Raw genomic sequence first — 23,933 nt, forward strand, 5'->3', positions numbered from 1 at the left:
TCCATGTGCTCAGAAAATTCAGCCCTCTATGCGAGAGAAATCGGCGACCTTGTGCACCGCACCACGGAAGCGTGCAAGCAGGTCCAGCCGGGCGGAGCGTTTGATTTCTTCCTCGTCATTTACCGTCACTTCTTCGAAGAAATCGTCGATCGGACCGCGCAAACTGGCGAGCGCCGCCATGGCCCCCGCAAACTCCTCCGCTGCGACGGCAGCCTCGGCCTTGGGTTCGGCAGCGTCGAGCGCGTCGATGAGCGCCTTTTCGGCCGGTTCGGGCGTGTAGGAAAGAGCGGAGCCCTTCCCCGCTTCGGCATAGACGGCGCGCATGCGTGGATCATCGACGTTCTCGAGCGGGTCTTCGTCGCCGGTCTGGGGGATGGCCCCGCCGCGCCAGTCCTCCTTCTTGAGGATATTGGCCGCGCGTTTGTATCCGGCGAGGAGGTTGGCGCCGTCTTCGCTCTCCATGAAGGACTGAAGCGCCTTAACGCGGGCGAGCAGGCGGACGAGATCGTCCTCGCCGCCCAGCGCGAACACCGCGTCGATCAGGTCGTGACGGACACCGGCCTCGCGCTGCTGGACTTTTAGGCGGTCGGCGAAGAAATCGGGGAGCGCGGCTAGAGCATAATACCAATTTGCTCGGGTCGCGGCGAGTTGCCCTCGAGTGTCGCCTGCAATCTCTCTGGCTTCCCTCTTGAAACGATCACTCCATTCAAAGTCGCGCGAATAGATTTCGAACAATGCGCGATACTCTTCCTCAACAGCAGAGTCCGTCGGGGGAAGGTGAAGTGTGATGGCTTTGTGGATTGCTGATTGCATCGCCATTCGAAGGCCATTTTGAATGAGTCTATTGATACCAAGAACTGCCCTGCGAAGGGCGAACGGATCTTTTGAGCCGGTTGGATACTCTCCGACTAGATAGAACCCAACTAACGTGTCCAGCTTGTCCGCCAAGCTTACCGCCACCGTCACCGGAGCAGTCGGCACTTCGTCCCCCTGCCCGACCGGCTTGTAGTGATCGCGGATGGCGTCGGCGACTTCATCCGGCAGACCTTCGGCGCGGGCGTAGTAGCCGCCCATCAGGCCTTGCAGTTCGGGGAATTCGCCGACCATCTCCGTGACGAGATCGGCCTTGGCGAGGCGCGCAGCCTGTTCCGCGAGGTCGGGGTCGGCCCCCTTGACGATGCCCTCCTCCACCAGCCAGCGGGCGAGTTTCGCCACGCGCTCGACCTTGTCGGCGACGGTGCCGAGCTTTTCGTGGAAGGTGATCCGTTCCAGCTTCTTCGCGTGCTCGGCGAGCGGTGTCTTCTGGTCCAACTCCCAGAAGAAGCGCGCGTCGGAAAGGCGGGCGGCGAGGACCTTGCGGTTGCCGTCGACAATTGCCGCGCCGCCATCTGCCGCTTCGATATTGGCGGTGCAGACGAAGGCGTTGGCGAGTTTGCCGCGCTCGTCCTCGCACACGAAATACTTCTGGTTCACGCGCGCTGTCAGCTGGATGACTTCGGGCGGCACATCGAGGAAGGTCTCGTCGAAGCGGCCGAGCAGCGGGACCGGCCATTCGGTCAGGCCGGCGTTCTCGATCACCAGCCCCTCGTCCTCGACCAGCGACAACCCCGCTTCCGCCGCGGCAGCGTGCGCGCCTTCGCGGATCAGTTCGGCGCGCGCCTCGTGATCGACGATGACGTGGGCGGCCTTCAACTTGATCGCGTAATCTGCGGCATTGCCGATGGTAATGTCGCCGCTGTGATGGAAGCGGTGGCCCAGCGTGACGGCGCCAGAGGTGACCCCATGCGCTTCGCAATCGACGATTTCGTCGCCCAGCAACGCGACGATGCCCGACAGCGGGCGTACCCAGCGCAGGGATTCAGTGCTGAGCGATGCTTCGCCCCAGCGCATCGACTTGGGCCAGCTGAAATCGCGGATGATTGCCGGTATTGCTTCGGCCAGCAGGTCGCTGGTGGCGCGGCCCGGCTTCTCGATCACGGCGAACCACGTGGCGCGGCCCTTCACGTCGCGCTCCTCGAGCTGGTCGCGGGTGACGCCGTTCTTGCGGCAGAAGCCGTCTATGGCGGCGTCGGGCGCACCGACTGGCGGTCCCTTGGCTTCCTCGCTCACTGCCTGCGTCGCTGCCGGCAGGTCGCGCGCGATCAGTGCGAGGCGGCGAGGGGTCGACCAGACGGTGACTTCGCCCACCGCAATCCCGGCCGCTTCCATCTCCCGGCGGAACAGTTTTTCGAGTTCCGCGCGCGCACCCGCCTGCATCCGGGCGGGGATCTCTTCGGACCGCAGTTCGAGAAGGAAGTCGGAGCTCATTTCGACCACTCCGGGTATTTCTCCGCCCAGACGGCGGCTTCCTTCGCCAGGTGCGCTTCACACGATCCGCGCGCGAGGTCGCGGACGCGGCCCATGTAGCTGGCACGTTCCTGCACGCTGATTACGCCGCGCGCCTGCAAGAGGTTGAAGATGTGGCTGGCCTCCACCGCTTGCTCGTAGGCAGCAATCGGAACTTCATTGGCGAGCGCGTTCCTGCACTCGGCTTCCGCCTTGTTGAACAGGTCGAACAGCGCGCCTGTGTCTGCAACTTCGAAGTTCCACTTCGACATCTGCTGCTCGTTTTCGAGGAATACGTCGCCGTAGGAAACGCCGCGCCCGTTGAAAGCGAGATCGTAGACGTTGTCGACGCCCTGAATGTACATCGCCAGACGCTCCAGCCCGTAGGTAAGCTCGCCCGCGACGGGCTTGCAGTCGAAACCGCCCATCTGCTGGAAATAGGTGAACTGCGTCACTTCCATGCCGTCGCACCAGACTTCCCAGCCGAGGCCCCACGCGCCCAGCGTGGGCGATTCCCAGTCGTCCTCGACGAAGCGGATGTCGTGCTTCAGCGGATCGATGCCGATCACTTCCAGCGATTTCAGGTAGAGGTCCTGGATATCGGGCGGGCTCGGCTTCAGGATCACCTGATACTGATAGTAATGCTGCAGGCGGTTGGGGTTCTCGCCATAGCGGCCGTCGGTCGGGCGGCGGCAGGGCTGCACGAACGCGGCGTTCCACGGCTCCGGCCCCAGCGCGCGGAGGGTCGTCGCGGTGTGGAACGTGCCCGCCCCCATCCGCATGTCGTAGGGTTGCAGGATCAGGCAGCCCTGCGCGCTCCAGAAATCGTGGAGCGCCAGGATCATGTCCTGAAAGCTGGTGGTCGGGTCTCTGTCGGGCACTGTCGGCATGGGAGGCGCAAATGACGCATGGCCCATGCAGCGTCAATGCCGCAGCGCGCCCTTTGCCACGCGCTGTTTCCAAGGCGAGTTGACCTCCCGCCCGCCTCGCCCCACTTAGCGTTCATCATTTCTCAAGCCGGATACGGGCAGCACCAACAGCTATGAAGACCATTCTCAATCGCATTACGCGAACCCTTGCCGGTCTCGGCATCGTCCTTTCGGCTCCTGCCGTCGCGCAGGAACAGAAGCTTCCGCAGCCCCAGCCGGTCGAGGCGGTAGAGGCCGATACGCTGGAGCTTGGCCCCGCACTGTGGAAGGTCGCGGACGAAGATACGACGATCTATCTGTTCGGCACCGTCCACGTTCTGCCGGAAAGCCGGTCCGGCTGGATGAATGGCCCGATCGCCAAGGCGCTGGAAGAATCGGAAACGCTGGTGACGGAAGTCGACACGACTCAGGCCACCGCGATGGCCCCGACGATGATCGCTGCCGCCACTCTGGCGGAAGGCCAGAACCTGCGCGAGATGCTGTCGGAGAGCGACCGCGAAGCCTATGAAGGCGTCGTCACCGACCTGGGCCTGCCGGTCGCGACCTTCGACAAGTTCGAACCGTGGTTCGCCGCGATGAACCTCTCGATGCTGACGCTGGTGAAGGGCGGCTACAATCCCGAACTTGGCGCCGAGGCCGTGCTGAGCGGTGCGGCTGGCGAGGCGAAGACCCGCGGGGAACTGGAGACCATCCAGTACCAGATCGACCTGTTCGACGGGCTCGAGCTGGACGACCAGATCGCGTATCTCAACCAGGTGGTCGATGCAGTGCCGATGACCGGAGACATGATCGACCAGATGGTCACCGAATGGCTCGAAGGCGATGCCGACGCGCTGGCCGAGATGATGAACGCATCGATGGACAACCCGATGCTTTACGAGCGGCTGCTGGTGCAGCGTAACGCGAACTGGGCGCGCTGGATCGACGATCGGATGGACCAGCCCGGTACGGTGTTCGTGGCCGTGGGTGCGGGCCATCTGGCCGGCGAAGGCAGCGTGCAGGACAAGCTGGGCGAACTGGGCATCGAGGTGACACGCCTGCAATGATCGTACGGCGCAACGCGCTGCTGCCGGCTCTGTTGGCGCTGGCAGCGGCGGCCTGCGGACAGTCGGAGCCCTCTCCACCTGCCAAGCCCGCCCTGTGGGAGATCACCGGCCCGCAAGGCACCGAAGGGTACCTGTTCGGCACCATCCACGCCCTGCCCGACGATGCGCGTTGGGACACCCCGCGCATGGATGCCGCCTTCGAGGATAGCGATGTCTTGGTGGTCGAGATCGCGGATTTCGACGTCGCGCAGGTCTTCGCGCGCCTCGCCACCACGCGCGGCTCCGGCCCCTTGTCGGCGCGGGTCTCCCCGCAATTGCGTGGCGACATGGCGGCCTTGTCGGACAGCCTGGGAGGTATCGAGCCGCGTTTCGTCGATATGGAGGACTGGGCCGCCGCCCTGACACTTGCTTCCATGCTGAGCAAAAGTGATCCTGAAAATGGCGTCGATCGCGCGCTGATCGACCGGGCAGGCTCCGCCAAGCCGGTGCGCGAACTCGAAGGTGCAGAAGCGCAATTGCGGATGTTCGACACCATGCCAGCGGCGCAGCAGCGCGCCTTGCTCGATTCGGTGGTGGAGGATTACGCCGACGGCGCCACGCAGGACGACGAATTGCGCGATTACTGGTTAGCAGGCGACATGGAGGCAATCCGAAAGGATCTCGCGAAAGACATCGCACGCCATCCGGAACTCTACCGCCGGTTGATGAGCGACCGGAACATCGCGATGGATCGCAAGCTTGCCCCGATGCTCGCACGCGCGCCAAAGCCCTTCGTGGCGGTCGGCGCAGCGCACATGGTTGGCGAAACCGGCCTACCCGCCCTGCTCGCCAGGCGCGGCTACACCGTGTCTCGCATCCAATAGTGTTGCAAAACCTGCCCGCCCCGGTATAGGCGCGCGCTTCACTAAGGCATGGTCATCCCTGGAGGCGTGCCGCAATTGACACCACACTCGAAAGGTATGCACCATGAGCGATGCTCTGACACTGCCGGCCGAGACGCGCGATCGGGCAGGCAAGGGAGCCTCCCGTGCACTGCGTCGTGAAGGCCGCGTCCCAGCCGTAATCTACGGCGGCAAGGAAGAACCCACCCCGATCCACGTCGAGGAAAAGTTGCTCCGCAAGCAGCTTGGCACCGGCCACTTCATGAACTCGATCGTCGAAATCGAAATCGGCGGCAAGACGGTTCGCACCCTGCCCAAGGATGTCGCTTTCCATCCGGTCAACGACCGTCCGCAGCACGTCGATTTCCTCCGCCTTTCGAAGGGCGCGAAGGTCGATGTCGCGGTTCCCGTGGTGTTCATCAACGAAGAAGGCTCGCCCGGTCTCAAGAAGGGCGGCGTTCTGAACGTGGTCCGTCACGAGCTGGAACTGGTCTGCGATAACGACAAGATCCCGAGCGAGATCGAAATAGACGTCACCGGCAAGGAAGTCGGCGATTCGATCCACATCAGCGAAGTGAAGCTTCCCGCAGGTTCGGAAAGCGCAATCACGGATCGTGACTTCACCATCGCAACCCTCGTCGCACCGTCCGCGCTCAAGAAGAGCGAAGGCGCAGAAAGCGACGACGGCGACGATGTTCCCGCAAGTGGCGTTGCCGCGACCGAACAGGGTCCGGACGACGATGCCGCGGACGAACAGGAAGAAAAGAGCGAATAAGCTCGTCTCGCCGTTACGAGATCACCAAGGCACCGGGCTTCGCGAGAAGTCCGGTGTTTTGTTTTGCGGCCACACGGCGCTAGGGGGCGGACATGCAGATCTGGGCAGGCCTTGGAAATCCCGGCCCGCGTTACGCCATGCACCGGCACAACGTGGGCTTCATGGCGGTGGATGTCATCGCGGAAATGCACGGCTTCGGCCCGGTGCAGAAGAAGTTCTCCGGCTGGGTGCAGGAAGGGCGCATCGGCACGGCGAAGGTGCTGCTGCTGAAGCCCGCCACCTTCATGAACGAAAGCGGCCGCGCCGTGGGCGAGGCGCTACGCTTCTACAAGCTGGACACCGATGTGCTTACGGTATTCCACGACGAACTCGACCTCGCGCCGTTCAAGGTGAAGGTCAAGCAGGGTGGCGGTCATGCCGGACACAACGGCCTGCGCTCCATCACGCAGCATTGCGGTGCGGAGTTTCGCCGCGTGCGAATCGGCATCGGCCATCCCGGCCACAAGGACCGAGTTCACGGCCATGTGCTGGGCGACTACGCCAAGGCGGAACAGGACGACCTCATCCAGATGCTCGGCGGTATCGGGGCGGAGGCGGACTGGCTTGCCAGGGGCGACGACGCCCGCTTCATGAGCGACCTTGCCCTGCGGATGCAGGATTGATCCGCGCGGGGGCGAGTTAACGCCCCGCCCGCTTCTGTTTCATAACGAAACGCCCCGGGTTAACGCCTTGGGCTTTCGCGCGCAGGCAGCTTACGCAACGGCCAAGACATCAGAGGGGCAACTGACCATGACCGCGATCCAAATTCTTTCCGCCAGCGCCGCAGCAGCGTTTGCATTCACCGCCGTGCCTTCTGCCGCGATGACCAAGCCCCCCGAAGAACCGCAGAGCCCGACCGGGTCGAGCGGCGGCGCGACGCAGGTTCCGGAACCCGGAATGCTCGGCCTGATGGGCCTCGGGCTTGCCGGCCTCGTCGTCGCCCGCCGTCGCCAGGCGCGCGGCAAGCGCTGACATACTGATTTCGGCGCGGCGTCCCATCGCCGCGCTGTTCGGAATGACCACTCCTGGTGGGCGGCGGACCCTTTGCGATTCGGGTCCGGAACCACTGCCCGCACCCTTGTGGTTGTGTACCCGGCCTTCTCGAAAGGCTACCTTCACGGGGCTCCCTTATCGGAGCCCCTTTTTCTTTGCCCGCGCCGCGCGGGGGCGCTAAGCCGCGCCACTTCCCCGTTCACACCCATATATCAACCGGAGTCATCCATGGGTTTCCGTTGCGGTATCGTCGGCCTGCCCAATGTCGGCAAATCGACCCTGTTCAATGCGCTGACAGAAACGCAGGCGGCGCAGGCGGCCAACTATCCGTTCTGCACGATCGAGCCCAATGTCGGGCAGGTCTCCGTCCCTGACGAGCGGCTCGACAAGATCGCTGCCATCGCCAAGTCGGCCAAGATCATCCCGACCCAGCTCGCCTTCGTGGACATCGCGGGTCTGGTAAAAGGCGCGAGCAAGGGCGAAGGCCTCGGCAACCAGTTCCTCGGCAACATTCGCGAAGTCGACGCCGTCGTCCACGTCCTGCGCTGTTTCGAGGACGACGACATTCAGCACGTTGCCAACAAGGTCGATCCGATCGCCGATGCCGAAGTGGTCGAGACCGAGCTGATGCTGTCCGACCTGGAAAGCCTCGAAAAGCGCGTGCCGGCAGCCCAGAAGCGCGCGACCAGCGGCGACAAGGAAGCCAAGATCATGGCCAGCGTTCTGGGTCAGGCGCTTGAACTGCTGCGCGACGGCAAGCCCGCGCGGCTGACGCAGCCCAATGGCGATGACGAGGAAAAGGTCTTCGCGCAGGCGCAGCTGCTCACGGCCAAGCCCGTGCTTTACGTCTGCAACGTTGCCGAGGAAGATGCAGCCGAGGGCAACGAACTGTCGGCCCGCGTCTTTGCGAAAGCGGAAGCCGAAGGCGCACAGGCGGTGGTCGTTTCCGCCGCCATCGAGAGCGAACTCGTGGCCATGCCGGCAGAAGACCGTGCGGAATATCTCACAGAGCTTGGCCTTACGGAAAGCGGCCTCGCGCGCGTGATCCGCGCCGGCTACCAGCTGCTCGGCCTCAACACCTTCTTCACCGCCGGACCGAAAGAATCGCGCGCCTGGACGTTCCCGAAGGGCGCAAAGGCTCCGCAAGCTGCCGGCGAAATCCATACCGATTTCGAACGTGGCTTCATCCGTGCCGAAACCATCGCCTTCGATGATTACGTCGCGCTGGGCGGGGAAAACGGCGCGAAGGAAGCGGGCAAGTTGCGGCAAGAGGGCAAGGAATACCTCGTGCAGGATGGCGACGTCATGCTGTTCAAGTTCAACGTCTGATTAGCATCGCGCGGCTCTGCGCCTGAATTGCGCACACGCGCTCCGTGCTGCTTACCTTTCCATTGCGTTGCTGATCGCGCCGACAATGCTGCATGCGGCGGCGGGCCTTTGTCCGGCACTATTCCGCCGCTCGCCCGTTAGGCCTGCAAACAGGGAGTTATGCATGGTCGACAAGTCGGAAAAATTCAGCTGGTTGGTGCGCGCGGGCTATTTCAGCCGCGCCATCCTTTATTCGGTCCTCGGGCTGATCGCGCTGACCAGCGCAGGCAAGGTGGGAGAGGGGACCGACGGTATCTTCCTGGCTATCGAGGAGTTTCCGGCAGGGACCGCGATCCTCTGGATCATGACCATCGGCCTTGTTGGCTATGCCCTGTTCCGTTTCGCATCGACCGCTTTCGATATCGAGAACCAAGGTTCAGATTCGAAGGGTTGGGCCAAGCGTATCGGTCACGCGGGCAGCGGCATCGGCCATCTCGCGCTCGCATGGTCGGCAGCCCAGTTCGCCAAGGCCGAAGGCGCTGGCGACGGCGGTGAAGGCGGCGGAGGGGCGCAGGAAGCTGCAGCCGGCGTGATCAGCATCGACTTCGGCGGCGCGGTTCTCGGCCTGCTCGGCATTGCCTTTTTCGCCACGGCCTTCTTTCAGTTCAAGAAGGCCTACACCGGTGAATTTATGCATCGGATTTCCGGTGCCGCACCCAACCAGACCAAATATCTCGGCATTGCCGGCTACGCTGCGCGTGGTGTCGTTTACGGCGTGATCGGCTGGTCGCTGGTGAAAGCGGGCTTCGGCAGCGGCGGCAGTTCGCAGGTAAAGACGCTGGGCGACGCGGTCGCCTCGCTCGCCGGGGAAGGCATCGTCTTCACGCTGGTCGCGATTGGCCTGCTGATGTTCGGCCTCTTCAGCCTAGTGCTGGCGCGCTATCGCATCATCCCTAACCTCGGCGATCACGGCAAGGTTCCCGCGTTCCGGGCCTGATCACTTATGGAAAAGACCGCACAACTGTACCGCATGGTTATGGACAAGCACATTTGTCCATATGGCACCAAGTCGAAGTGGCTGCTGGAAAGACACGGCTTCAAGGTCGAGGATCACCACCTAACCACGCGCGAGGCAACGGACGCGTTCAAGGCGAAGTACGACGTCAAGACGACGCCGCAGACCTTCATTGATGGCGAACGTATCGGTGGCTATGACGCGCTGCGCGCCCGGTTCGGCAGCCCGGTCGACAAGCACAAGACGAGCTATACCCCCGTGATCGCCGTGTTCGGCGTCGCGGCGGCGCTCGCTCTTTCGCTCAGCCAGTTCGCTTTCGGGGATCTCCTGACCGTCCGCACCGCGGAGTGGTTCGTCGCCTTTTCGATGGCGATGCTCGCGATGCTGAAGCTCCAGGATGTCGAGCAGTTCTCGACGATGTTCGTGGGTTACGACCTTCTGGGCGTGCGGTTCGTGCCCTATGCCTATGCCTATCCGTTTCTGGAGGCGACGGCGGCGGTGCTGATGGCGGGCCGCGTCCTGCCGTGGCTGTCCATCCCCATCGCCCTGACCATCGGCACGATCGGCGCTGCCAGCGTGTTCTACGCCGTCTATGTCCAGAAGCGCGAAATCAAATGTGCCTGCGTCGGCGGGTCGGGCAACGTCCCGCTCGGTTTCGTTTCCCTGACGGAGAACCTCGCCATGATCGGCATGGGCATTTGGATGTTGCTCCGCCCGGCGATCTGACGCAATCCTGCTGGCCATGCACTATTTCGAAGACATCGAAGTCGGCGCAACGCGCTCTTTCGGCCATTACGAAGTCACTCGCGACGAGGTGATGGAGTTTGCGGGAAAATACGATCCGCAGCCGTTTCATCTCGATGACGAGGCGGCGGCAAACACCCACTTCGGGCGGCTCAGCGCCAGCGGGTGGCACACCTGCGCGATGACGATGGCGATGCTGGTCGAGAACATGAAGACGCACCAGCAAGCGGGTCTGGGCTCTCCCGGCGTGGACAATTTGCGCTGGGTGAAACCGGTCTATCCCGGCGACACGCTGCGGGTGGAAAGCGAAGTGCTGGAAAAGCGCCGCAGCAAGTCCCGCCCTGACATGGGCATCTTCAAAAGCCGTTCGCGCACGCTCAACCAGAACGACGAAGTGGTGCTTGAAATGGTGTCCAACGGACTAATCGTGGTTCGCGATCCCGACGCGCCGACAGAAGACTAACTCAGCTGCCGCATTGCACGACGCCGTCGGCCTCGTAGACAGGCTGCTCGCTGCTGTCGCGAACGGTAAGATGGCCCGAGAAATCGACCGTCTCGATACCGGACTGCTCCCCTTCCCCTTCTTCGATCTTCAGCTCGGCGGAGTATTCCTTCCCGTCGTACTGTTCGTGCGATTCGAGCGGCAATTCAGGCGAACCCGCATCGGCGGCAAGGCGCACGATGCGCCCTTCGTGCTTGAAATAGCCGGTCTGCTTCATGCCGAGGAAAACCGCGCCGATCCCGCCACCTTCCGGCGCGAAATTGCAGCCCGCACCGAACAGGTCGTGTTTCTCGATGTCGGGATAGGTGATCGCTTCCAGCTTGATCTGCTGGGGCGGTGGCACGCTGTCGTTGATCGCCTCGACTTTGGCGATGTCGGCGGCGTCCTGCGCCGCTTTCTCGGCGGCCGACGGCTCCTCGCTGCAAGCGCTCAGCGCGATCGCCAGAGCAATTACCGATGCCCATCGCAGTTGGGGCGAGTTTGCCGCCCGGCGCGCTGTACGGGAGAAACGCCCTCCTTCGCAGGTGGCCCTGTCGTTACCCATCAATGTCTCCCGAACAGTTTTTCGACGTCTTCCATCTTCATCTTGACCCAGGTCGGGCGCCCGTGATTGCACTGGCCCGAACGCGGGGTCGCTTCCATTTCCCGCAGGAGGGCGTTCATTTCCTCGACCCGCAGGACGCGGCCCGCCCGCACCGAGCCGTGGCAGGCCATCGTGGCAAGGACGTGCTCGACCTTTTCTTCCAGCAACAGCGCATCTCCGTGACGCGCAATGTCGTCAGCCAGATCCTGTAGCAGTTTCTGCGGATCACCTGAGCGGATCGCGCCGGGAAGCGCTCGCACCAGCATGGCGCCGGGCCCGAAGCGCTCGAGCACGAGGCCGAAGCGCGCGAAGCCATCGACATGGTCTTCCAGCCGATCGCAATCGGGCTCTTCCAATTCGACGACCTCCGGGATCAGCAGCGCCTGGCTGGCGGCGACCTTGTCCCCCGCCCCTGCCGCGCGCAGCCGTTCGAGAACCAGCCGCTCATGCGCGGCGTGCTGATCGACGATGACGAGGCCGTCCGCTGCTTCCGCGACGATATAGGTTTCCGCGATCTGCCCGCGCGCGATGCCGAGCGGGTATTGCGCCCCGTCGGCGCTGGCGGGGGCGGCCTCCTCTGCCCTGCCCTGCGGCAAGGCCATGTCTGACCGCGCCGTCGTCATCACTTCGGCGTCATAGCCGCGCCATGCCTGCGACGGTTCGGACACCCCGCTGGAAGGCCGCGACCAATCCCGGCCGGAGAAAATGCTCGCCAAGGCGGGCGGCGTATCTCCTTCGCGTTGCCAGCGCCCCATCGCGGCCGCATCCGGCGCCTGCGCGCTGCGACGGTCGCCGGTCGAGAGCGCCTGCCGCAACCCGCTGACGATGAAGCCGCGCACACCCTGCGCATCGCGGAAACGCACCTCGGTCTTGGCCGGATGGACGTTCACATCCACATCCTCGCACGGCAGCGTGAGGAACAGCGCCAGCACCGCGTGCCGGTCGCGCGCGAGCATGTCGGCATAGGCTCCGCGCACGGCGCCGGTCAGCAGGCGGTCCTTCACCGGGCGCCTGTTTACGAACAGGAACTGCTGGTCGGCGATCCCGCGATTGTAGGTCGGCAGACCCGCCACGCCGGTCAGCCGCATTGCGCCAGACGCGCCCGCCCGTTCCATGTCGAGCGAGACCGCGTTGTCCGCCAGTTCGCGCGCAACGATATGCGCCACGCGCTGCTCGACGCTTTCGTCGCCCTGCAATTTCAACACGCGCCGCTCGCCGTGTGTCAGGGTGAAAGCAATGTCGGGCCGCGCCATTGCCAGCCGCTTCACCACATCGAGGCAGGCTGCATATTCGCTGCGCGCCGTGCGCAGGAACTTGCGCCGCGCAGGCACCTTGGCGAACAGGTGTTCGACCCGGACGCGGGTGCCCGGCGGCAGGGCGGCGGGCGCGTCTTCCGTCAGCGCGCCATGATCGACCACACGCCGCCAGCCCTGTTCGCTGCCCCGTACCCGGCTTTCGATAGTGAGCTTCGCGACGCTGGCGATGGAGGGCAGCGCTTCACCGCGAAAGCCAAGGGTCGAGACCTGCTCGATCGCTTCGTCCGGCAGCTTGGAGGTGGCGTGCCGTTCCAGCGCGAGCGCCATCTGTTCGGCTTCCATCCCGCAACCGTCGTCGGTCACCTCGATGCGGTCGAGACCGCCTTCGGTCAGCACGATCGCGATGCTCCGCGCTCCTGCATCGACGGCGTTCTCGACGATTTCCTTGAGCGCGGATGCCGGACGTTCGACCACCTCGCCAGCGGCAATGCGATTGACCAGAGTTTCGGGCAGGCGACGGATTTGGGGCATGGGCAGGACAGCCTAGCGACGAGCGGCGGAATATTCGAGTTGAGCCGAGGAAAACTTCCCCGATTTTGCGACAAAATTTTGGCCTTTGCCGACTGCCCGCGCTAGAGACCCGCTCAATCCCGCCGTAACAACCTTTCGTGTGGGCGATTCTCGTCGTCCCTGCCACGCTATCATCACGGATTTTGCAATGAGCTCATTCATGTCGCGTTTCTTCAAGTTCGGCTCGCAGAACATGGCTATCGACCTCGGAACGGCCAACACGCTGGTCTACGTGCAGGATCGCGGCATCGTTCTCGACGAACCTTCCGTTGTGGCAATCGAGACCATCAATGGCGTGAAGCGCGTCAAGGCGGTCGGCAACGACGCGAAGATGATGATGGGCAAGACGCCCGACAGCATCGAAGCCATCCGTCCGCTGCGCGACGGTGTCATCGCCGACATCGAAATCGCGGAAGAAATGATCAAGGAATTCATCCGCAAGGTCCACGAAAAGAAGAGCCTGTTTCGCTACCCTGAAATCACCATCTGCGTGCCCAGCGGTTCGACCTCTGTCGAACGCCGCGCGATCCGCGACGCAGCAAGCAATGCCGGGGCAAGCGACGTGTACCTGATCCTGGAACCGATGGCCGCGGCGATCGGCGCCGATATGCCGGTGACCGAGCCGGTCGGCTCCATGGTGGTCGACATCGGCGGCGGCACGACCGAAGTCGCCGTCCTCTCGCTGCGTGGCCTTGCGTACACAACCAGCGTGCGTGTTGGCGGCGACAAGATGGACGAAGCCATCGTCTCCTACGTGCGCCGCCACCATAACCTGCTGATCGGCGACGCCACGGCGGAACGGATCAAGAAGGACTACGGCATCGCGACTGTGCCGGAAGACGGCGTGGGCGAAGCGATCACGATCAAGGGTCGCGACCTCGTGAACGGGGTGCCCAAGGAAATCACCATCAATCAGGCCAACGTCGCCGAAGCGCTGTCGGAACCGATCAGCGCCATCGTCGAAGGCGTCCGCATCGCGCTGGAAAACACCGCGCCCGAACTCGCCGCCGACATCGTCGACCAGGGCATCGTCCTGACCGGCGGCGGCGCGCTGATCAGTGGCCTGGACGAATTCCTCCGGGAGGAGACGGGCCTTCCCGTCAGCGTGGCGGAAGATCCGCTCACCTGCGTTGCCATCGGCACCGGCAGGGCGATGGAAGACCCGGTCTACCGCGGCGTCTTGATGACCGCCTGATCCCACCCACGGCGCTTCAGCCAGGACTCGATCCGGGCCGCGCCGGCCAGATGGAGCCCAAGCGGCGATGGCGCGAGCCACCAAATCCTCCAGCTATTCGAAGAAGGCGCAGGTCAGCGCCTTCACCGGATATGTCGTGGCCGGGGCCGGCGCGCTGCTGGGTGCGGTGCTGCTGGTCATCTCGCTGTTCGAGCCCAACGCCTTTGGTGGACTGCGTTCGGGCGCCAACGACCTTGTTTCCCCTGCCGGCAGGGGCGGCGCGGTCGCACGGACATCCGGCCAGAGCGTCTTCGAAAGCATCAGCGGCTACTACCGCGCGGGCAGCAAGAACGCCGCGCTGCGCGAGGAAATGGAAGTCGCCCGCATCCGCCTTGCCGAAGCGGAAGCGCTTAAGCGCGAGAACCAGCGGCTGAAGGCCGTGCTCGGCCTGTCGGACAGCGCGGAGGATCCGCCCGTCACCCGCGGGCGGCTGATCGGTTCGACTTCGACCAGCGCGCGCCGCCTCGCCTATCTTTCCGTCGGGCGACGCCACGGGGTGCGCCCCGGTATGCCCGTTCGCAGCCCGCGCGGCCTGGTGGGCCGTGTTCTGGACGCAGGATCGCTCAGCGCCCGCGTGCTGCTGCTGACCGACAATGAAAGCGTCGTGCCGGTACGTCTGGCGACCGGCGACGTGGTCGCTTTTGCGGAAGGGCGTTCGGACGGCACGCTGCGGATCCGGCTGGTCAACCTTGGCATTAATCCACTTAAGAAAGGCGACGTCTTCGTAACCTCGGGCGCGGGCGGCCTCTATCGCCCCGGCATCGCCGTGGCTGTAGCGACCGAGATCAACCGCGACGGCGCCATTGGCCGCCTGCTGAGCGATCCGGCCGGCACGGATTACGTCGTCGTCGACCCGATCTGGCAACCGCAGGCGCAGCAGGTCGTGCCTCAGCAGGCTCCGCCCCCGGAGCCTGCCGAGGATGCCGAGACGCCCGCACCATCCGAACCGGCCGCAGCGGACTGATGGACCGTCTCAACCCACGCGCCCGCCGCGACCGTTACGGCACCAAGATCAATCGCGACCATTCGCGCATCCTGATCTACGGCGTTCCGTGGGTGACAATCCTGCTGATGTCGCTTGCCCCCATGCTGCCGGTCATCGCGTCCTCACCCATTCTGCCCCCGCTGGGCTACCTGTCCTTCCTCGCGTGGCGATTGGTGCGTCCCGGCCTGCTGCCGCTGTGGGCGGGCATTCCGCTGGGCTTCTGGGACGACCTGTTCAGCGGACAGCCACTGGGCGGTGGTATCATGCTCTGGTCACTCACCCTGCTGGCGATCGAGATCGTCGAGGAACGCTTCCCCTGGCGCTCATTCCTGCAGGACTGGCTGACAGCTGCGCTCCTGATCGTGATCTATATCGTGTCCTCTACCCTTTTCGCCGGTATTCTTCCGGGCCTGCATTTCCTGTATCTGATGGGCCCCGTGCTGATCCTGTCGTTGCTGGCCTATCCCATCATCGCGCGCCTCGTTGCCGGCTTGGACAGCGTGCGGCTCCTGCGGATGCGCGTGCTGTGAAGCTGGGGCTGCGCCGCGAACCCAATCTGACGCAAGCGATCCTGCGCCACCGTTTCGACCGCCGCAGCGCGGTCATCGGGGGCTTGCAGGCTACGGTGGGCGTGCTGCTGGCCGCGCGGATGGGATACATCGCCGTCGCCGAGAACGAGCGTTACCGCGTGCTGGCGGAAAGCAACCGCGTGAATCTCGCGCTGATCCCGCCGAGGCGTGGCTGGATCCTCGACCGCAACGGCGCCCCGCTCGCATCCAACCGCGCGGACTTTCGGGTCGACATCATTCCCGACCGGATGGAAGACCCCGAAAGCGCCCTGAAAATCCTCGGCGACGTTCTTAACCTGACTGACGTAAGATTACAGGACTTGCGCGACCAGATCGGCCAGGGTTCAGGCTTCGCGCCGGTAGAGGTCAGCAGCGGCCTAACCATCGACGAATACGCCGCGATCACGGTCCGCCTGCCCGAATTGACCGGCGTCATCCCGCAGCGCGGCTTTTCACGCTATTACCCCACCGGTCCGGCGGTGGGCCACCTCATCGGCTATGTCGGTGCCGCCAGCCGCGAAGAGTACGAGGAGGAGCCGGAGCCGTTGCTCGTCACACCCGGCTTCAAGCTTGGCAAGGACGGCCTCGAAAAGCAGTTCGAGCAGCAGCTGCGCGGGGAACCGGGTGCGCGCCGCGTCGAGGTGACCGCCAGCGGGAAGATCGTGCGCGACCTCGAAACGCGCGAGGACGTGCAGGGCCAGCCCATCCGCCTGACGATCGACGGACCGCTGCAGGATTACGCCGCGCGGCGCATCGGACTGGAATCCGGCAGCGTCGTGGTGATGGACTGCCTCACCGGCGATATCGTCTGCATGGCTTCGATGCCCAGCTTCGATCCCAACAGCTTCTCCGACGGGATCGGCCGCGTCGAATACAAGATGCTGAGCGAGAACGACCGTGTTCCGCTGCGCAACAAGGTGCTGAAGGGGCTCTATCCGCCGGGCTCCACCGTCAAACCGATGCACTGCCTGGGCTTCATGGAAGCCGGCATCGACCCTGAAGAAACCGTCTTTTGCGGCGGCGGCCTGCGCGTCGGCAACCGCTTCTTCCGCTGCTGGAAGCGCGGCGGCCATGGCCAGGTCAACATGGCCAAGGCCATCTACCAGAGCTGCGACACCTATTTCTATCACTTCGCCCAGAAGACGGGCTTCGATGCCGTGGCGCAAATGGCCACGCGGCTTGGCCTTGGCCAGGAATACGAGCTGCCCGTGCTCAGCCAGTTCTACGGCACCGTTCCCAATCCGGCGTGGAAGAAGAAGAAATACGGCAACGACTGGGCCGTGTTTGACACGGTGAATGCCTCGATCGGACAGGGCTATTACCTCGTCAATCCGTTGCAGCTCGCGGTGATGAGCGCGCGGCTGGCCACAGGTAAGATGCTGCAACCTCGCCTCCTGCTCGACCCGAAGGCCCCCGCCCCCAAGAGCTTCAACTTCCCGCAGGAAGAAATAACCTACATCCGTCAGGCGATGAGCGACGTGGTCAACGGCCCCGGCACCGCTGGCCGGGCGCGGTTGCCCATCGACGATGTCCTCATGGCCGGAAAGACCGGCACGGCGCAGGTCGTCAGCCTCAGCCGAAGCGATGGCAAGACCGGCGCGTGGAAATATCGCGACCACGGTCTGTTCGTGTTCTTCGCCCCGTTCGACAATCCGCGCTACGCCGGGGCGGTGGTGATCGAGCATGGCGGCGGCTCCGGCTCCGCCTATCCCATCGCGCGCGATGTCATGACCTTCCTGTTCGATCCCGAAAAGGCGCTGGAGGCACTGCACGGGTTCGAGAAGCAATGGGGCGGCACTGCGCAACAACGGCTCGACCAGCGCTACGCCGCATATGCCGCCGAGGCTGGCCTCGACATTCCGACCGAACCGCCGACCCAGATGGATCTGTCGCGAAAGGTCGATGCGGAAGCGCGCGCCGCTGCCCGCGTGGCGGAACGCAACAATTCGGCACGCGGCGGGTCCGGCGACGGGCCCGACAGCGCAAATCTGCCGGAGAGCACCACGACGCCGCGCTCGGCCGGAGCCACGGGCGCAGGCCAGTGAACCGTTCGATCGTCCCTGCGGCCATCGCGCGCCAGCCCTGGCAGTTGATCCTGCCGCTGACCGCGCTCGTCCTGTTCGGCGCTACCGTGCTTTATTCGGCGGCGGGTGGTTCGCTCAGCCCCTATGCGTCGTCGCACCTCCTGCGCTTCGCCGTCTTCTTGCCGGTCGCGCTGGTCGTCATGTTCGTTCTGAAGCCGGAATTCCTGAAGTTCATGGCGTTCCCCATTTATGGCGCAGTGCTCGTCCTGCTCGTGCTGGTGGAGGCGCTGGGCGCGATGGGCGGCGGGAGCCAGCGCTGGCTCAACCTCGGCCCGATCGTTTTGCAGCCGTCCGAACTGATGAAACCCGCCATCGTGATCGCATTGGCGCGGTTCTATTCCCTGCTGCCGCTGGGAATGATCCCGACGTGGCGCTCGCTCGTTCCGGCGGGCGGGTTGATCGCCGTGCCGATGCTGCTGGTGCTGCTGCAACCCGACCTCGGCACTGCGCTGGCGATCGGCTTCGGCGGCGTGGTGGTGATGTTCCTCGCGGGACTGCCCATGCGCTGGTTCGCCATGGCAGGAGCCGCAGGGCTCGTGATAGCTCCGTTGGCATTCTTCTTCGGTCTCAAGCCCTATCAGCAGCGCCGGGTGACGACCTTTCTCGACCCGGAGAGCGACCCGCTGGGCGCGGGCTATCACATCACCCAGTCGAAGATCGCCATCGGTTCGGGCGGGCTCAGCGGCAAGGGCTTTGGCGAAGGTTCGCAAAGTCATCTGCAATACCTGCCCGAGCCGCAGACCGATTTCGTCTTCGCGACCATGGCGGAAGAATGGGGGCTGATTGGCGGGCTGTTCGTGCTGCTCGTATTCGGCATAATCCTGCGCTGGGGCCTGATCGTCGCCCGCAACGCGCCGGACCGTTTTTCCCGCCTGCTCGCGTCGGGGATGGTGGCGACGATCTTCTTCTACGTTGCGATCAACCTCATGATGGTGATGGGACTTGCGCCGGTGGTGGGCATCCCCCTCCCCTTCATGAGTCACGGCGGCTCGTCCATGCTGACCAACATGATATGTCTTGGCCTGCTGATGGCCGTAGACCGCTGGAACCAGCGCGGCCGAAGCAGCAGTTTCGCAAGCTGAGCGCATTGCCGAAGCGGCCTGCGAAAAAAGCGCTTCAAATGCCGCGAGCAGTCGCTATATGCGGCCCCTCTCCGGGTTGCAGCGCGATTCGGATATTCGCCTCAAGCGGCGATGTGGACGCATAGCTCAGTTGGTAGAGCAGCTGACTCTTAATCAGCGGGTCCTAGGTTCGAGCCCTAGTGCGTCCACCATTTTTCAGCTTTTATAACAATTATTTAATCGCAGTGCGAGCCACGTCTCCTCAATGGATGTGCGTGCACTCTAGCGTATTTCTAGCCGCTCTGCTTAGTGGTCAGCGACACAAATCGCCTGCTGGCTAAAGGCAATTGGGTCAGTTATTTGAAGCTTATGTCTTATCGGATGAGTGGCAAGACTCCCGTAGCAGGATGCGCATTGATGCTGGCAGCCTTCATACTGCTGCCAATGCTTTACATCGGAGGCGGGGCTTACACAGAAGCTTTGCCGCGACCGTTCAATTGGGAAAGATGGAAAGCCGTGGACCATTGGGGAGACACGCGCTGCGCAATGATTGCGGACCTTCGGACGAGAATAGAGATCGAAGGAAAAACGAGAGAAGAGTTGACCGATTTGCTTGGTCCTGATGAGAACGAAGCAAGCGACGCCAGCCTCAGCCATTGGCACCTCTGTCCTAGCTTCATGGACGTCTGGATTCTGGAGGTCCGTTGGAAGGACGGGATCGCCCAAGATTCGTGGGTTCGTGATACTTAGCAGCAACCCTAATTTCAGACCCAAAACTATACAGGTCGACCCCAAGTCCCATTCTCTTCCCAAGAGCGAAGAGCGGCGACCACATCGACCATGTCGGCACGAGACAGGTGTCCCGCTTCGATCTCCGGCAGCACTGCTATTTCGACGAACAGATCGAACGAACCGAACATGACCACGAACGGCGAAGACCTCGACTTCCCTTCGCGTTCTATCCTAGCCACTCGGCGAGATAGTGCCCTGACCGCGCCAATGTGGTTAGGTGAAACCGAGCGCCGTGCGCAGATTGTCCGCTGACGGTGCGGGTGCTGCCGTTACGGCAGGGGCAGCAGGCTCTGTCAACGCTGGGGTGTAGGCGTCATAGTTTCTGTCACCGCCATGACGCTGGGAAGCTCATTCAGGGCTTGGTGAAACAGCGCAGCGTCGATGACTTGACGTTCGTGACAGACAAGGGCGTGTCGGCGCATCAGTGCCGCGCGAATCTCGCGTTCACGGCCTTGTTCCATGCGGCTGCGAACCGCCAACGGCAAACCGGCTTACAGGCGTCGCTTCAGTCGAGGCGAACGATCCGTCCTTGCCCGGACGAGTCCTGATCGTTCTGCCGGGCTTCGAAAGCCGCTTTCGAATCCACGCCGCACCAGTTCAGGCGCGCGATGGTCTGTCCGACGGGCGTGAGCATGGAGGTGCCCGGACCGCAGAGGATGAGGCAGTCCGGCGCGAACTCCTTGAGCGCGACTTCCACGCTCTTGCCGAAATCGTAGGTTTCCACGATCTGCGCGCCGAAGGTGTAGTCGTGCAATGCGGACAGGTCGCAAGCGTGCGGCGTCCAGATCGCTCCACGTCCGTCGATCATCGGAATCCGGGGCTGGCCGAACAGGGTCGGCGAAAGTTCTGCCAGTGCCCTGGCACTGATGTCCGCCAGCAACGGCGTGTGAAATGCCGCGTGTCGTGGCAGGCGCAAGGGGAACGTGTCGCCAAGCGGTGGCAGAGCTTTCATTAGCGTCGTCACCGCAGGATCGTCACCAGCCAGCACGGCGATACCGCCGAGGCGGATGGAAACGAAGGCCCGCCCAACCTTGTCTGCTTCCTCCAATGCCTTGGCCACATCTGCCGCCAGTCCGGCGTCCGCCTGCCAGTCGCGGTCGAACAGCGGGTAGAGCACCTGTCCGCCGATGCCTTCGCGCTCCATCATGTCGCCCATGGTGTCGACGATCCGCGCACCGTCGCTTAGCGAGACCGCGCCGGCCGCCGCCAGCGTCAGGTACCAGCCGAGCGAATTGCCGCACACTGCGACGACATCGTATTGCGCGCTGTCGATCGCCGCGAAATCGGCCTGCGCTGCGGCGTAGATGAGGTTGGAGGCGTTGCGCCCCGGCAAGTGCCGCGACGGCGAGAATTTCTTCGAAGCATCGAGTTCGCGGATCGAGGTGCCGCCCCGCCCCGTCACGACCGCGTCCAGCTGCGCAATGAGTTCGGCCTGCCCCTGCCGCTTGCCGAGATAGCCCAGCTCCGCCGCACCGTAGGAACCGCGCCCCGGAAATACGACGACGGCCCGTTTGCGCGCGCTCATGCTGCGTCCCCCTTGCCGGTCAGTTTGCGCGCGGCGGCCAGGATCTGTGCCTCGCTGAGCAACACTTCTTCGGCCGCCGGGCCAAGCGGGATGAAACTGTCGTCGGAATTCAGCCGTGCGAGCGGCTTGTCGAAACCGTCTTCCACCAGGCGGCAGACCATTTCCTCTGCCAGCGAGCCCGTGCGGCGGCATTCGTCGACCACCAGCACGGTCTCGCAATCGCGCGCCTCTGCCAGCACCGCGTCGACCGGCAGCGGGTGTAACCATCGCAGGTCGAGCACGCGGGTCGCGATGCCTTCCGCAGCCAGCCGTTTCTCGCAGCGGCGCGCCATGTAGGTGCCGTTGCCGTATGTCGCGATCAGGAGGTCGCGCCCCTCGCCATGGACGGCGAGCTCGCCCAGCGGCGCGGCGTCCGAAATCTCGTTGAGAACAGCCAGCATCTCGCCATCGCCGTCCTCATGCAGATCCTTGGTGCCGTAGAGCGCGATCGGTTCGATGAACACGACCACGCGTCCTTCCTCACGCGCAAGCCGCACGCTTTCGCGCATCAGCCGCGCCGCCTCGGCAGCGCTCGACGGGCAGGCGACGACGATGCCGGGTATGTCGCGGAAGACGTTGACCGAGTTGTCGTTATGGAAGTGCCCGCCAAAGCCCTTCTGGTAGCCCAGCCCCGCAATCCGCACGACCATCGGGTTGGTGTATTGCCCACGAGAGAAGAAGGAGAGCGTCGCTGCCTCGCCCCGCAACTGGTCCTCGGCATTGTGGACGTAGGCGAGGAACTGGATTTCCGGGATCGGCAGCAGGCCGTTGTGAGCAAAGCCGATGGCATTGCCAAGGATGGCCTGCTCATCCAGCAGCGTGTCGAACACTCGCGTCCGCCCGAACTGCTGTTGCAACCGCGTGGTTGCGCCGTACACGCCGCCCTTTCGCCCCACATCCTCGCCGAAGACGACGATTTCCTCATGTCTTTGCATCTGCTCGGCGAGCACGAGACTGACCATGCGGGAGAGGTGCTGCGGCTCGTTCGCGGCCGGATGGTCAAGCGGTGTTGCGGGTGCCGCGTGCGTCTCGACCCTGGGGGGCACCACGCTCGCCATAACGTCCTTGGCGCTGGTCAACTTTGGCCGTTCCGTCGCGGCTTCCATCGCATGGCGCGCCTGATCCGAAATGCGGGCGTAAATTCCTGCGATCTCGCCGCTGGATATCCCCGCCTCGGACGCCAGCCGCGCCGCCGTCATCAGCAGAGGATCTTCGCGCTGTGCCACTTCGATCTCTGCCCGGCTGCGATAAGCGGCTTCCACGTCCGACCCTGCATGGCCGCCGATGCGCACTGTCTTCATGTGCAGGAACACCGGCTTGCGGCGCCGCCGTGCAACGTCGGCCGCCTTTTGCGCCCCGGCAAAGGCGCTCGCGACGTCGCGCCCGTCGCAGGCGACATATTCCAGCCCCGCGCGCTGACTGAAGTTGCGCCCCACCCAGCCGTGCGGCGTGGGCACGGAAATGCCGATGCCATTGTCCTCGCACAGGAAGATCAGCGGCAGGGGAATGTTGCGGAATGCCGTCCACGCAGCGGTGTTGAACGCCCCCTGCGCGGTCGAATGATTGGAGGATGCGTCACCGAAGCTGCACAGTACCAGCGCATCGTCGGGCATGACCTTGCCTTCGAACGAAAGCGCGCGCGCGAGGCTGATGGCGTAGGCAGCGCCCACCGCCTTGGGCAGGTGGCTTGCGATGGTCGAGGTCTGGGGCGGAATGTTCAGCGGCTTTGAGCCGAGCACCTTGTGCCGCCCGCCGGAAATCGGGTCGTCGCTCGACGCGGTGAAGGACAGCGCCATGTCCCAGATCGGCGTGGAGCCGGGGAGTTGTCGCGACCGTTCGATCAGAAAGGCACCGCTGCGATAGTGCAGGAAAGCCATGTCGGTCAGCCGCAGCGCGCGCGCCACCGCCGCATTGCCTTCGTGCCCCGAACTGCCGATGGAATAGAACGCACGCCGCTCCGCCCCCAGCCGCCGCGCCTCCAGGTCGAGCCGCCGGCTGGTCGCCTGGCTTTCGAACAATTGCACCAGATCGGTCGCGGATAGGTCACCCGCACCGCCCTGCGGATTGGGCAATGCGCCTGCCGAAAGCAGCTCCGCAAAGCTGTCCTGTGCGCTGGCAATCGGGCCCGCCATGCGTTGTCGCCTTTCCTCTCGCGTGGTCGCACCTATTTGCAGATATTGCCGCCCCGCGAAAGATATTGTCGCGCTTTCCCTGACGCGACGCTTGGGCTAGGCGCGGCGACAAAGGAGCGACCCATGGCCCATTTCCTCATCGTCGAAGCGCGTTTCTACGACCACCTCAACGACATGCTGATCGACGGCGCGAAATCCGCGCTCGATGCAGCAGGACACAGCGTGGAGGTCGTCACCGTGCCCGGCGCGCTCGAGATCCCCGGCGCTATCGCGCTGGCCGCTGAGAGCGAGCGTTACGACGGCTTCGTTGCCATCGGCGTGGTCATCCGGGGCGAGACCTATCACTTCGAGATCGTCGCGGGCGAAAGCGCGCGCGGGATCATGGCGCTGACCATGGACGGGCTCGCAGTCGGCAACGGCATCATCACCACGGAGAACGAGGCGCAGGCCATCGCTCGCGCCGATAAGTCGCAGAAGGACAAGGGCGGCGAAGCGGCCAAGGCGGCGATGGCGATGCTCGCATTGCAGGACAAGTTCGCCGCCTGA

22 protein-coding genes and 1 tRNA gene are annotated in these 23,933 nt (G+C 64.0%); 17 read left to right on the forward strand and 6 right to left on the reverse strand.

Going from position 1 to position 23,933, the window contains the following annotated elements:
- Positions 1 to 18: 18 nt before the first annotated feature.
- Together glyS and ACXYN8_RS07635 are read right to left on the reverse strand one after the other, a co-directional pair.
- On the reverse strand, positions 19 to 2,307 hold the full coding sequence (glyS, locus tag ACXYN8_RS07630) for a glycine--tRNA ligase subunit beta (RefSeq protein ID WP_458888759.1): 2,289 nt from the start codon (positions 2,305 to 2,307) through the stop codon (positions 19 to 21).
- On the reverse strand, positions 2,304 to 3,215 hold the full coding sequence (locus ACXYN8_RS07635) for a glycine--tRNA ligase subunit alpha (protein WP_458888760.1): 912 nt from the start codon (positions 3,213 to 3,215) through the stop codon (positions 2,304 to 2,306). Before ACXYN8_RS07635 ends, glyS begins: the two co-directional genes overlap by 4 nt.
- Positions 3,216 to 3,367: 152 nt before the next feature.
- Here ACXYN8_RS07635 and ACXYN8_RS07640 point away from each other — a divergent pair, with 152 nt between their 5' ends.
- The 9 genes from ACXYN8_RS07640 to ACXYN8_RS07680 all read left to right on the forward strand — a co-directional run bounded on the left by ACXYN8_RS07640 (position 3,368) and on the right by ACXYN8_RS07680 (position 10,518).
- Positions 3,368 to 4,300, forward strand: a complete 933-nt coding sequence (locus ACXYN8_RS07640; protein ID WP_458888761.1) for a TraB/GumN family protein — start codon at positions 3,368 to 3,370, stop codon at positions 4,298 to 4,300.
- The gene (locus ACXYN8_RS07645) at positions 4,297 to 5,163 is read left to right on the forward strand and encodes a TraB/GumN family protein (protein ID WP_458888762.1); all 867 of its coding nucleotides are present in this window, start codon (positions 4,297 to 4,299) and stop codon (positions 5,161 to 5,163) included. The genes ACXYN8_RS07640 and ACXYN8_RS07645 overlap by 4 nt, the downstream gene beginning before the upstream one ends.
- A 103-nt stretch (positions 5,164 to 5,266) precedes the next feature.
- Positions 5,267 to 5,956, forward strand: a complete 690-nt coding sequence (locus ACXYN8_RS07650; protein WP_458888763.1) for a 50S ribosomal protein L25/general stress protein Ctc — start codon at positions 5,267 to 5,269, stop codon at positions 5,954 to 5,956.
- Between the two features lie 92 nt (positions 5,957 to 6,048).
- A complete protein-coding gene (pth, locus tag ACXYN8_RS07655; RefSeq protein WP_458888764.1) occupies positions 6,049 to 6,618 on the forward strand; it encodes an aminoacyl-tRNA hydrolase in 570 nt (189 codons plus the stop codon).
- A gap of 127 nt (positions 6,619 to 6,745) precedes the next feature.
- Entirely contained in the window at positions 6,746 to 6,967 is a 222-nt protein-coding gene (locus ACXYN8_RS07660; RefSeq protein ID WP_458888765.1) for a PEP-CTERM sorting domain-containing protein, read from the forward strand.
- 249 nt (positions 6,968 to 7,216) lie between these two features.
- Positions 7,217 to 8,317, forward strand: a complete 1,101-nt coding sequence (ychF, locus tag ACXYN8_RS07665) for a redox-regulated ATPase YchF (RefSeq protein WP_458888766.1) — start codon at positions 7,217 to 7,219, stop codon at positions 8,315 to 8,317.
- 163 nt (positions 8,318 to 8,480) lie between these two features.
- On the forward strand, positions 8,481 to 9,293 hold the full coding sequence (locus tag ACXYN8_RS07670) for a DUF1206 domain-containing protein (protein WP_458888767.1): 813 nt from the start codon (positions 8,481 to 8,483) through the stop codon (positions 9,291 to 9,293).
- Positions 9,294 to 9,299: 6 nt separating this feature from the next.
- Entirely contained in the window at positions 9,300 to 10,037 is a 738-nt protein-coding gene (locus ACXYN8_RS07675) for a MauE/DoxX family redox-associated membrane protein (RefSeq protein ID WP_458888768.1), read from the forward strand.
- A gap of 16 nt (positions 10,038 to 10,053) precedes the next feature.
- On the forward strand, positions 10,054 to 10,518 hold the full coding sequence (locus ACXYN8_RS07680) for a MaoC family dehydratase (protein WP_458888769.1): 465 nt from the start codon (positions 10,054 to 10,056) through the stop codon (positions 10,516 to 10,518).
- A gap of 1 nt (position 10,519) precedes the next feature.
- Here the strand turns inward: ACXYN8_RS07680 and ACXYN8_RS07685 are convergent, their stop codons facing one another.
- On the reverse strand, positions 10,520 to 11,101 hold the full coding sequence (locus ACXYN8_RS07685) for a hypothetical protein (RefSeq protein ID WP_458888770.1): 582 nt from the start codon (positions 11,099 to 11,101) through the stop codon (positions 10,520 to 10,522).
- Positions 11,101 to 12,927 (reverse strand): DNA mismatch repair endonuclease MutL, encoded by a 1,827-nt coding sequence (gene mutL, locus ACXYN8_RS07690; protein ID WP_458888771.1) that lies wholly within the window; start codon positions 12,925 to 12,927, stop codon positions 11,101 to 11,103. The genes ACXYN8_RS07685 and mutL overlap by 1 nt, the downstream gene beginning before the upstream one ends.
- Positions 12,928 to 13,114: 187 nt before the next feature.
- On the opposite strand from mutL, the gene ACXYN8_RS07695 reads away from it, so the two are divergent.
- The 7 genes from ACXYN8_RS07695 to ACXYN8_RS07725 all read left to right on the forward strand — a co-directional run bounded on the left by ACXYN8_RS07695 (position 13,115) and on the right by ACXYN8_RS07725 (position 19,649).
- Positions 13,115 to 14,161 (forward strand): rod shape-determining protein, encoded by a 1,047-nt coding sequence (locus ACXYN8_RS07695; protein WP_458888772.1) that lies wholly within the window; start codon positions 13,115 to 13,117, stop codon positions 14,159 to 14,161.
- 67 nt (positions 14,162 to 14,228) lie between these two features.
- The gene (mreC, locus tag ACXYN8_RS07700) at positions 14,229 to 15,164 is read left to right on the forward strand and encodes a rod shape-determining protein MreC (protein ID WP_458888773.1); all 936 of its coding nucleotides are present in this window, start codon (positions 14,229 to 14,231) and stop codon (positions 15,162 to 15,164) included.
- Positions 15,164 to 15,715 carry a rod shape-determining protein MreD gene (locus ACXYN8_RS07705; protein WP_458888774.1) on the forward strand — a complete coding sequence of 184 codons (552 nt, stop codon included), beginning with the start codon at positions 15,164 to 15,166 and terminating at the stop codon, positions 15,713 to 15,715. The genes mreC and ACXYN8_RS07705 overlap by 1 nt, the downstream gene beginning before the upstream one ends.
- On the forward strand, positions 15,712 to 17,799 hold the full coding sequence (gene mrdA, locus ACXYN8_RS07710) for a penicillin-binding protein 2 (RefSeq protein WP_458888775.1): 2,088 nt from the start codon (positions 15,712 to 15,714) through the stop codon (positions 17,797 to 17,799). The genes ACXYN8_RS07705 and mrdA overlap by 4 nt, the downstream gene beginning before the upstream one ends.
- Positions 17,796 to 18,920, forward strand: coding sequence for a rod shape-determining protein RodA (rodA, locus tag ACXYN8_RS07715; protein WP_458888776.1), 1,125 nt, complete (start codon positions 17,796 to 17,798; stop codon positions 18,918 to 18,920). Before mrdA ends, rodA begins: the two co-directional genes overlap by 4 nt.
- Before the next feature lie 115 nt (positions 18,921 to 19,035).
- Positions 19,036 to 19,111 (forward strand) — tRNA-Lys (locus tag ACXYN8_RS07720).
- Positions 19,112 to 19,208: 97 nt separating this feature from the next.
- On the forward strand, positions 19,209 to 19,649 hold the full coding sequence (locus ACXYN8_RS07725) for a hypothetical protein (protein ID WP_458888777.1): 441 nt from the start codon (positions 19,209 to 19,211) through the stop codon (positions 19,647 to 19,649).
- 547 nt (positions 19,650 to 20,196) lie between these two features.
- Here the strand turns inward: ACXYN8_RS07725 and ACXYN8_RS07730 are convergent.
- Positions 20,197 to 21,216 carry an ACP S-malonyltransferase gene (locus tag ACXYN8_RS07730; protein ID WP_458888778.1) on the reverse strand — a complete coding sequence of 340 codons (1,020 nt, stop codon included), beginning with the start codon at positions 21,214 to 21,216 and terminating at the stop codon, positions 20,197 to 20,199.
- Entirely contained in the window at positions 21,213 to 23,387 is a 2,175-nt protein-coding gene (locus ACXYN8_RS07735; RefSeq protein WP_458888779.1) for a dehydrogenase E1 component subunit alpha/beta, read from the reverse strand. The genes ACXYN8_RS07730 and ACXYN8_RS07735 overlap by 4 nt, the downstream gene beginning before the upstream one ends.
- 123 nt (positions 23,388 to 23,510) lie before the next feature.
- Between ACXYN8_RS07735 and ribH the strand changes: the two genes are divergently transcribed.
- The gene (gene ribH / locus ACXYN8_RS07740; protein WP_458888780.1) at positions 23,511 to 23,933 is read left to right on the forward strand and encodes a 6,7-dimethyl-8-ribityllumazine synthase; all 423 of its coding nucleotides are present in this window, start codon (positions 23,511 to 23,513) and stop codon (positions 23,931 to 23,933) included.

The sequence above is a fragment of the Altererythrobacter sp. CAU 1778 genome, assembly GCF_054482795.1.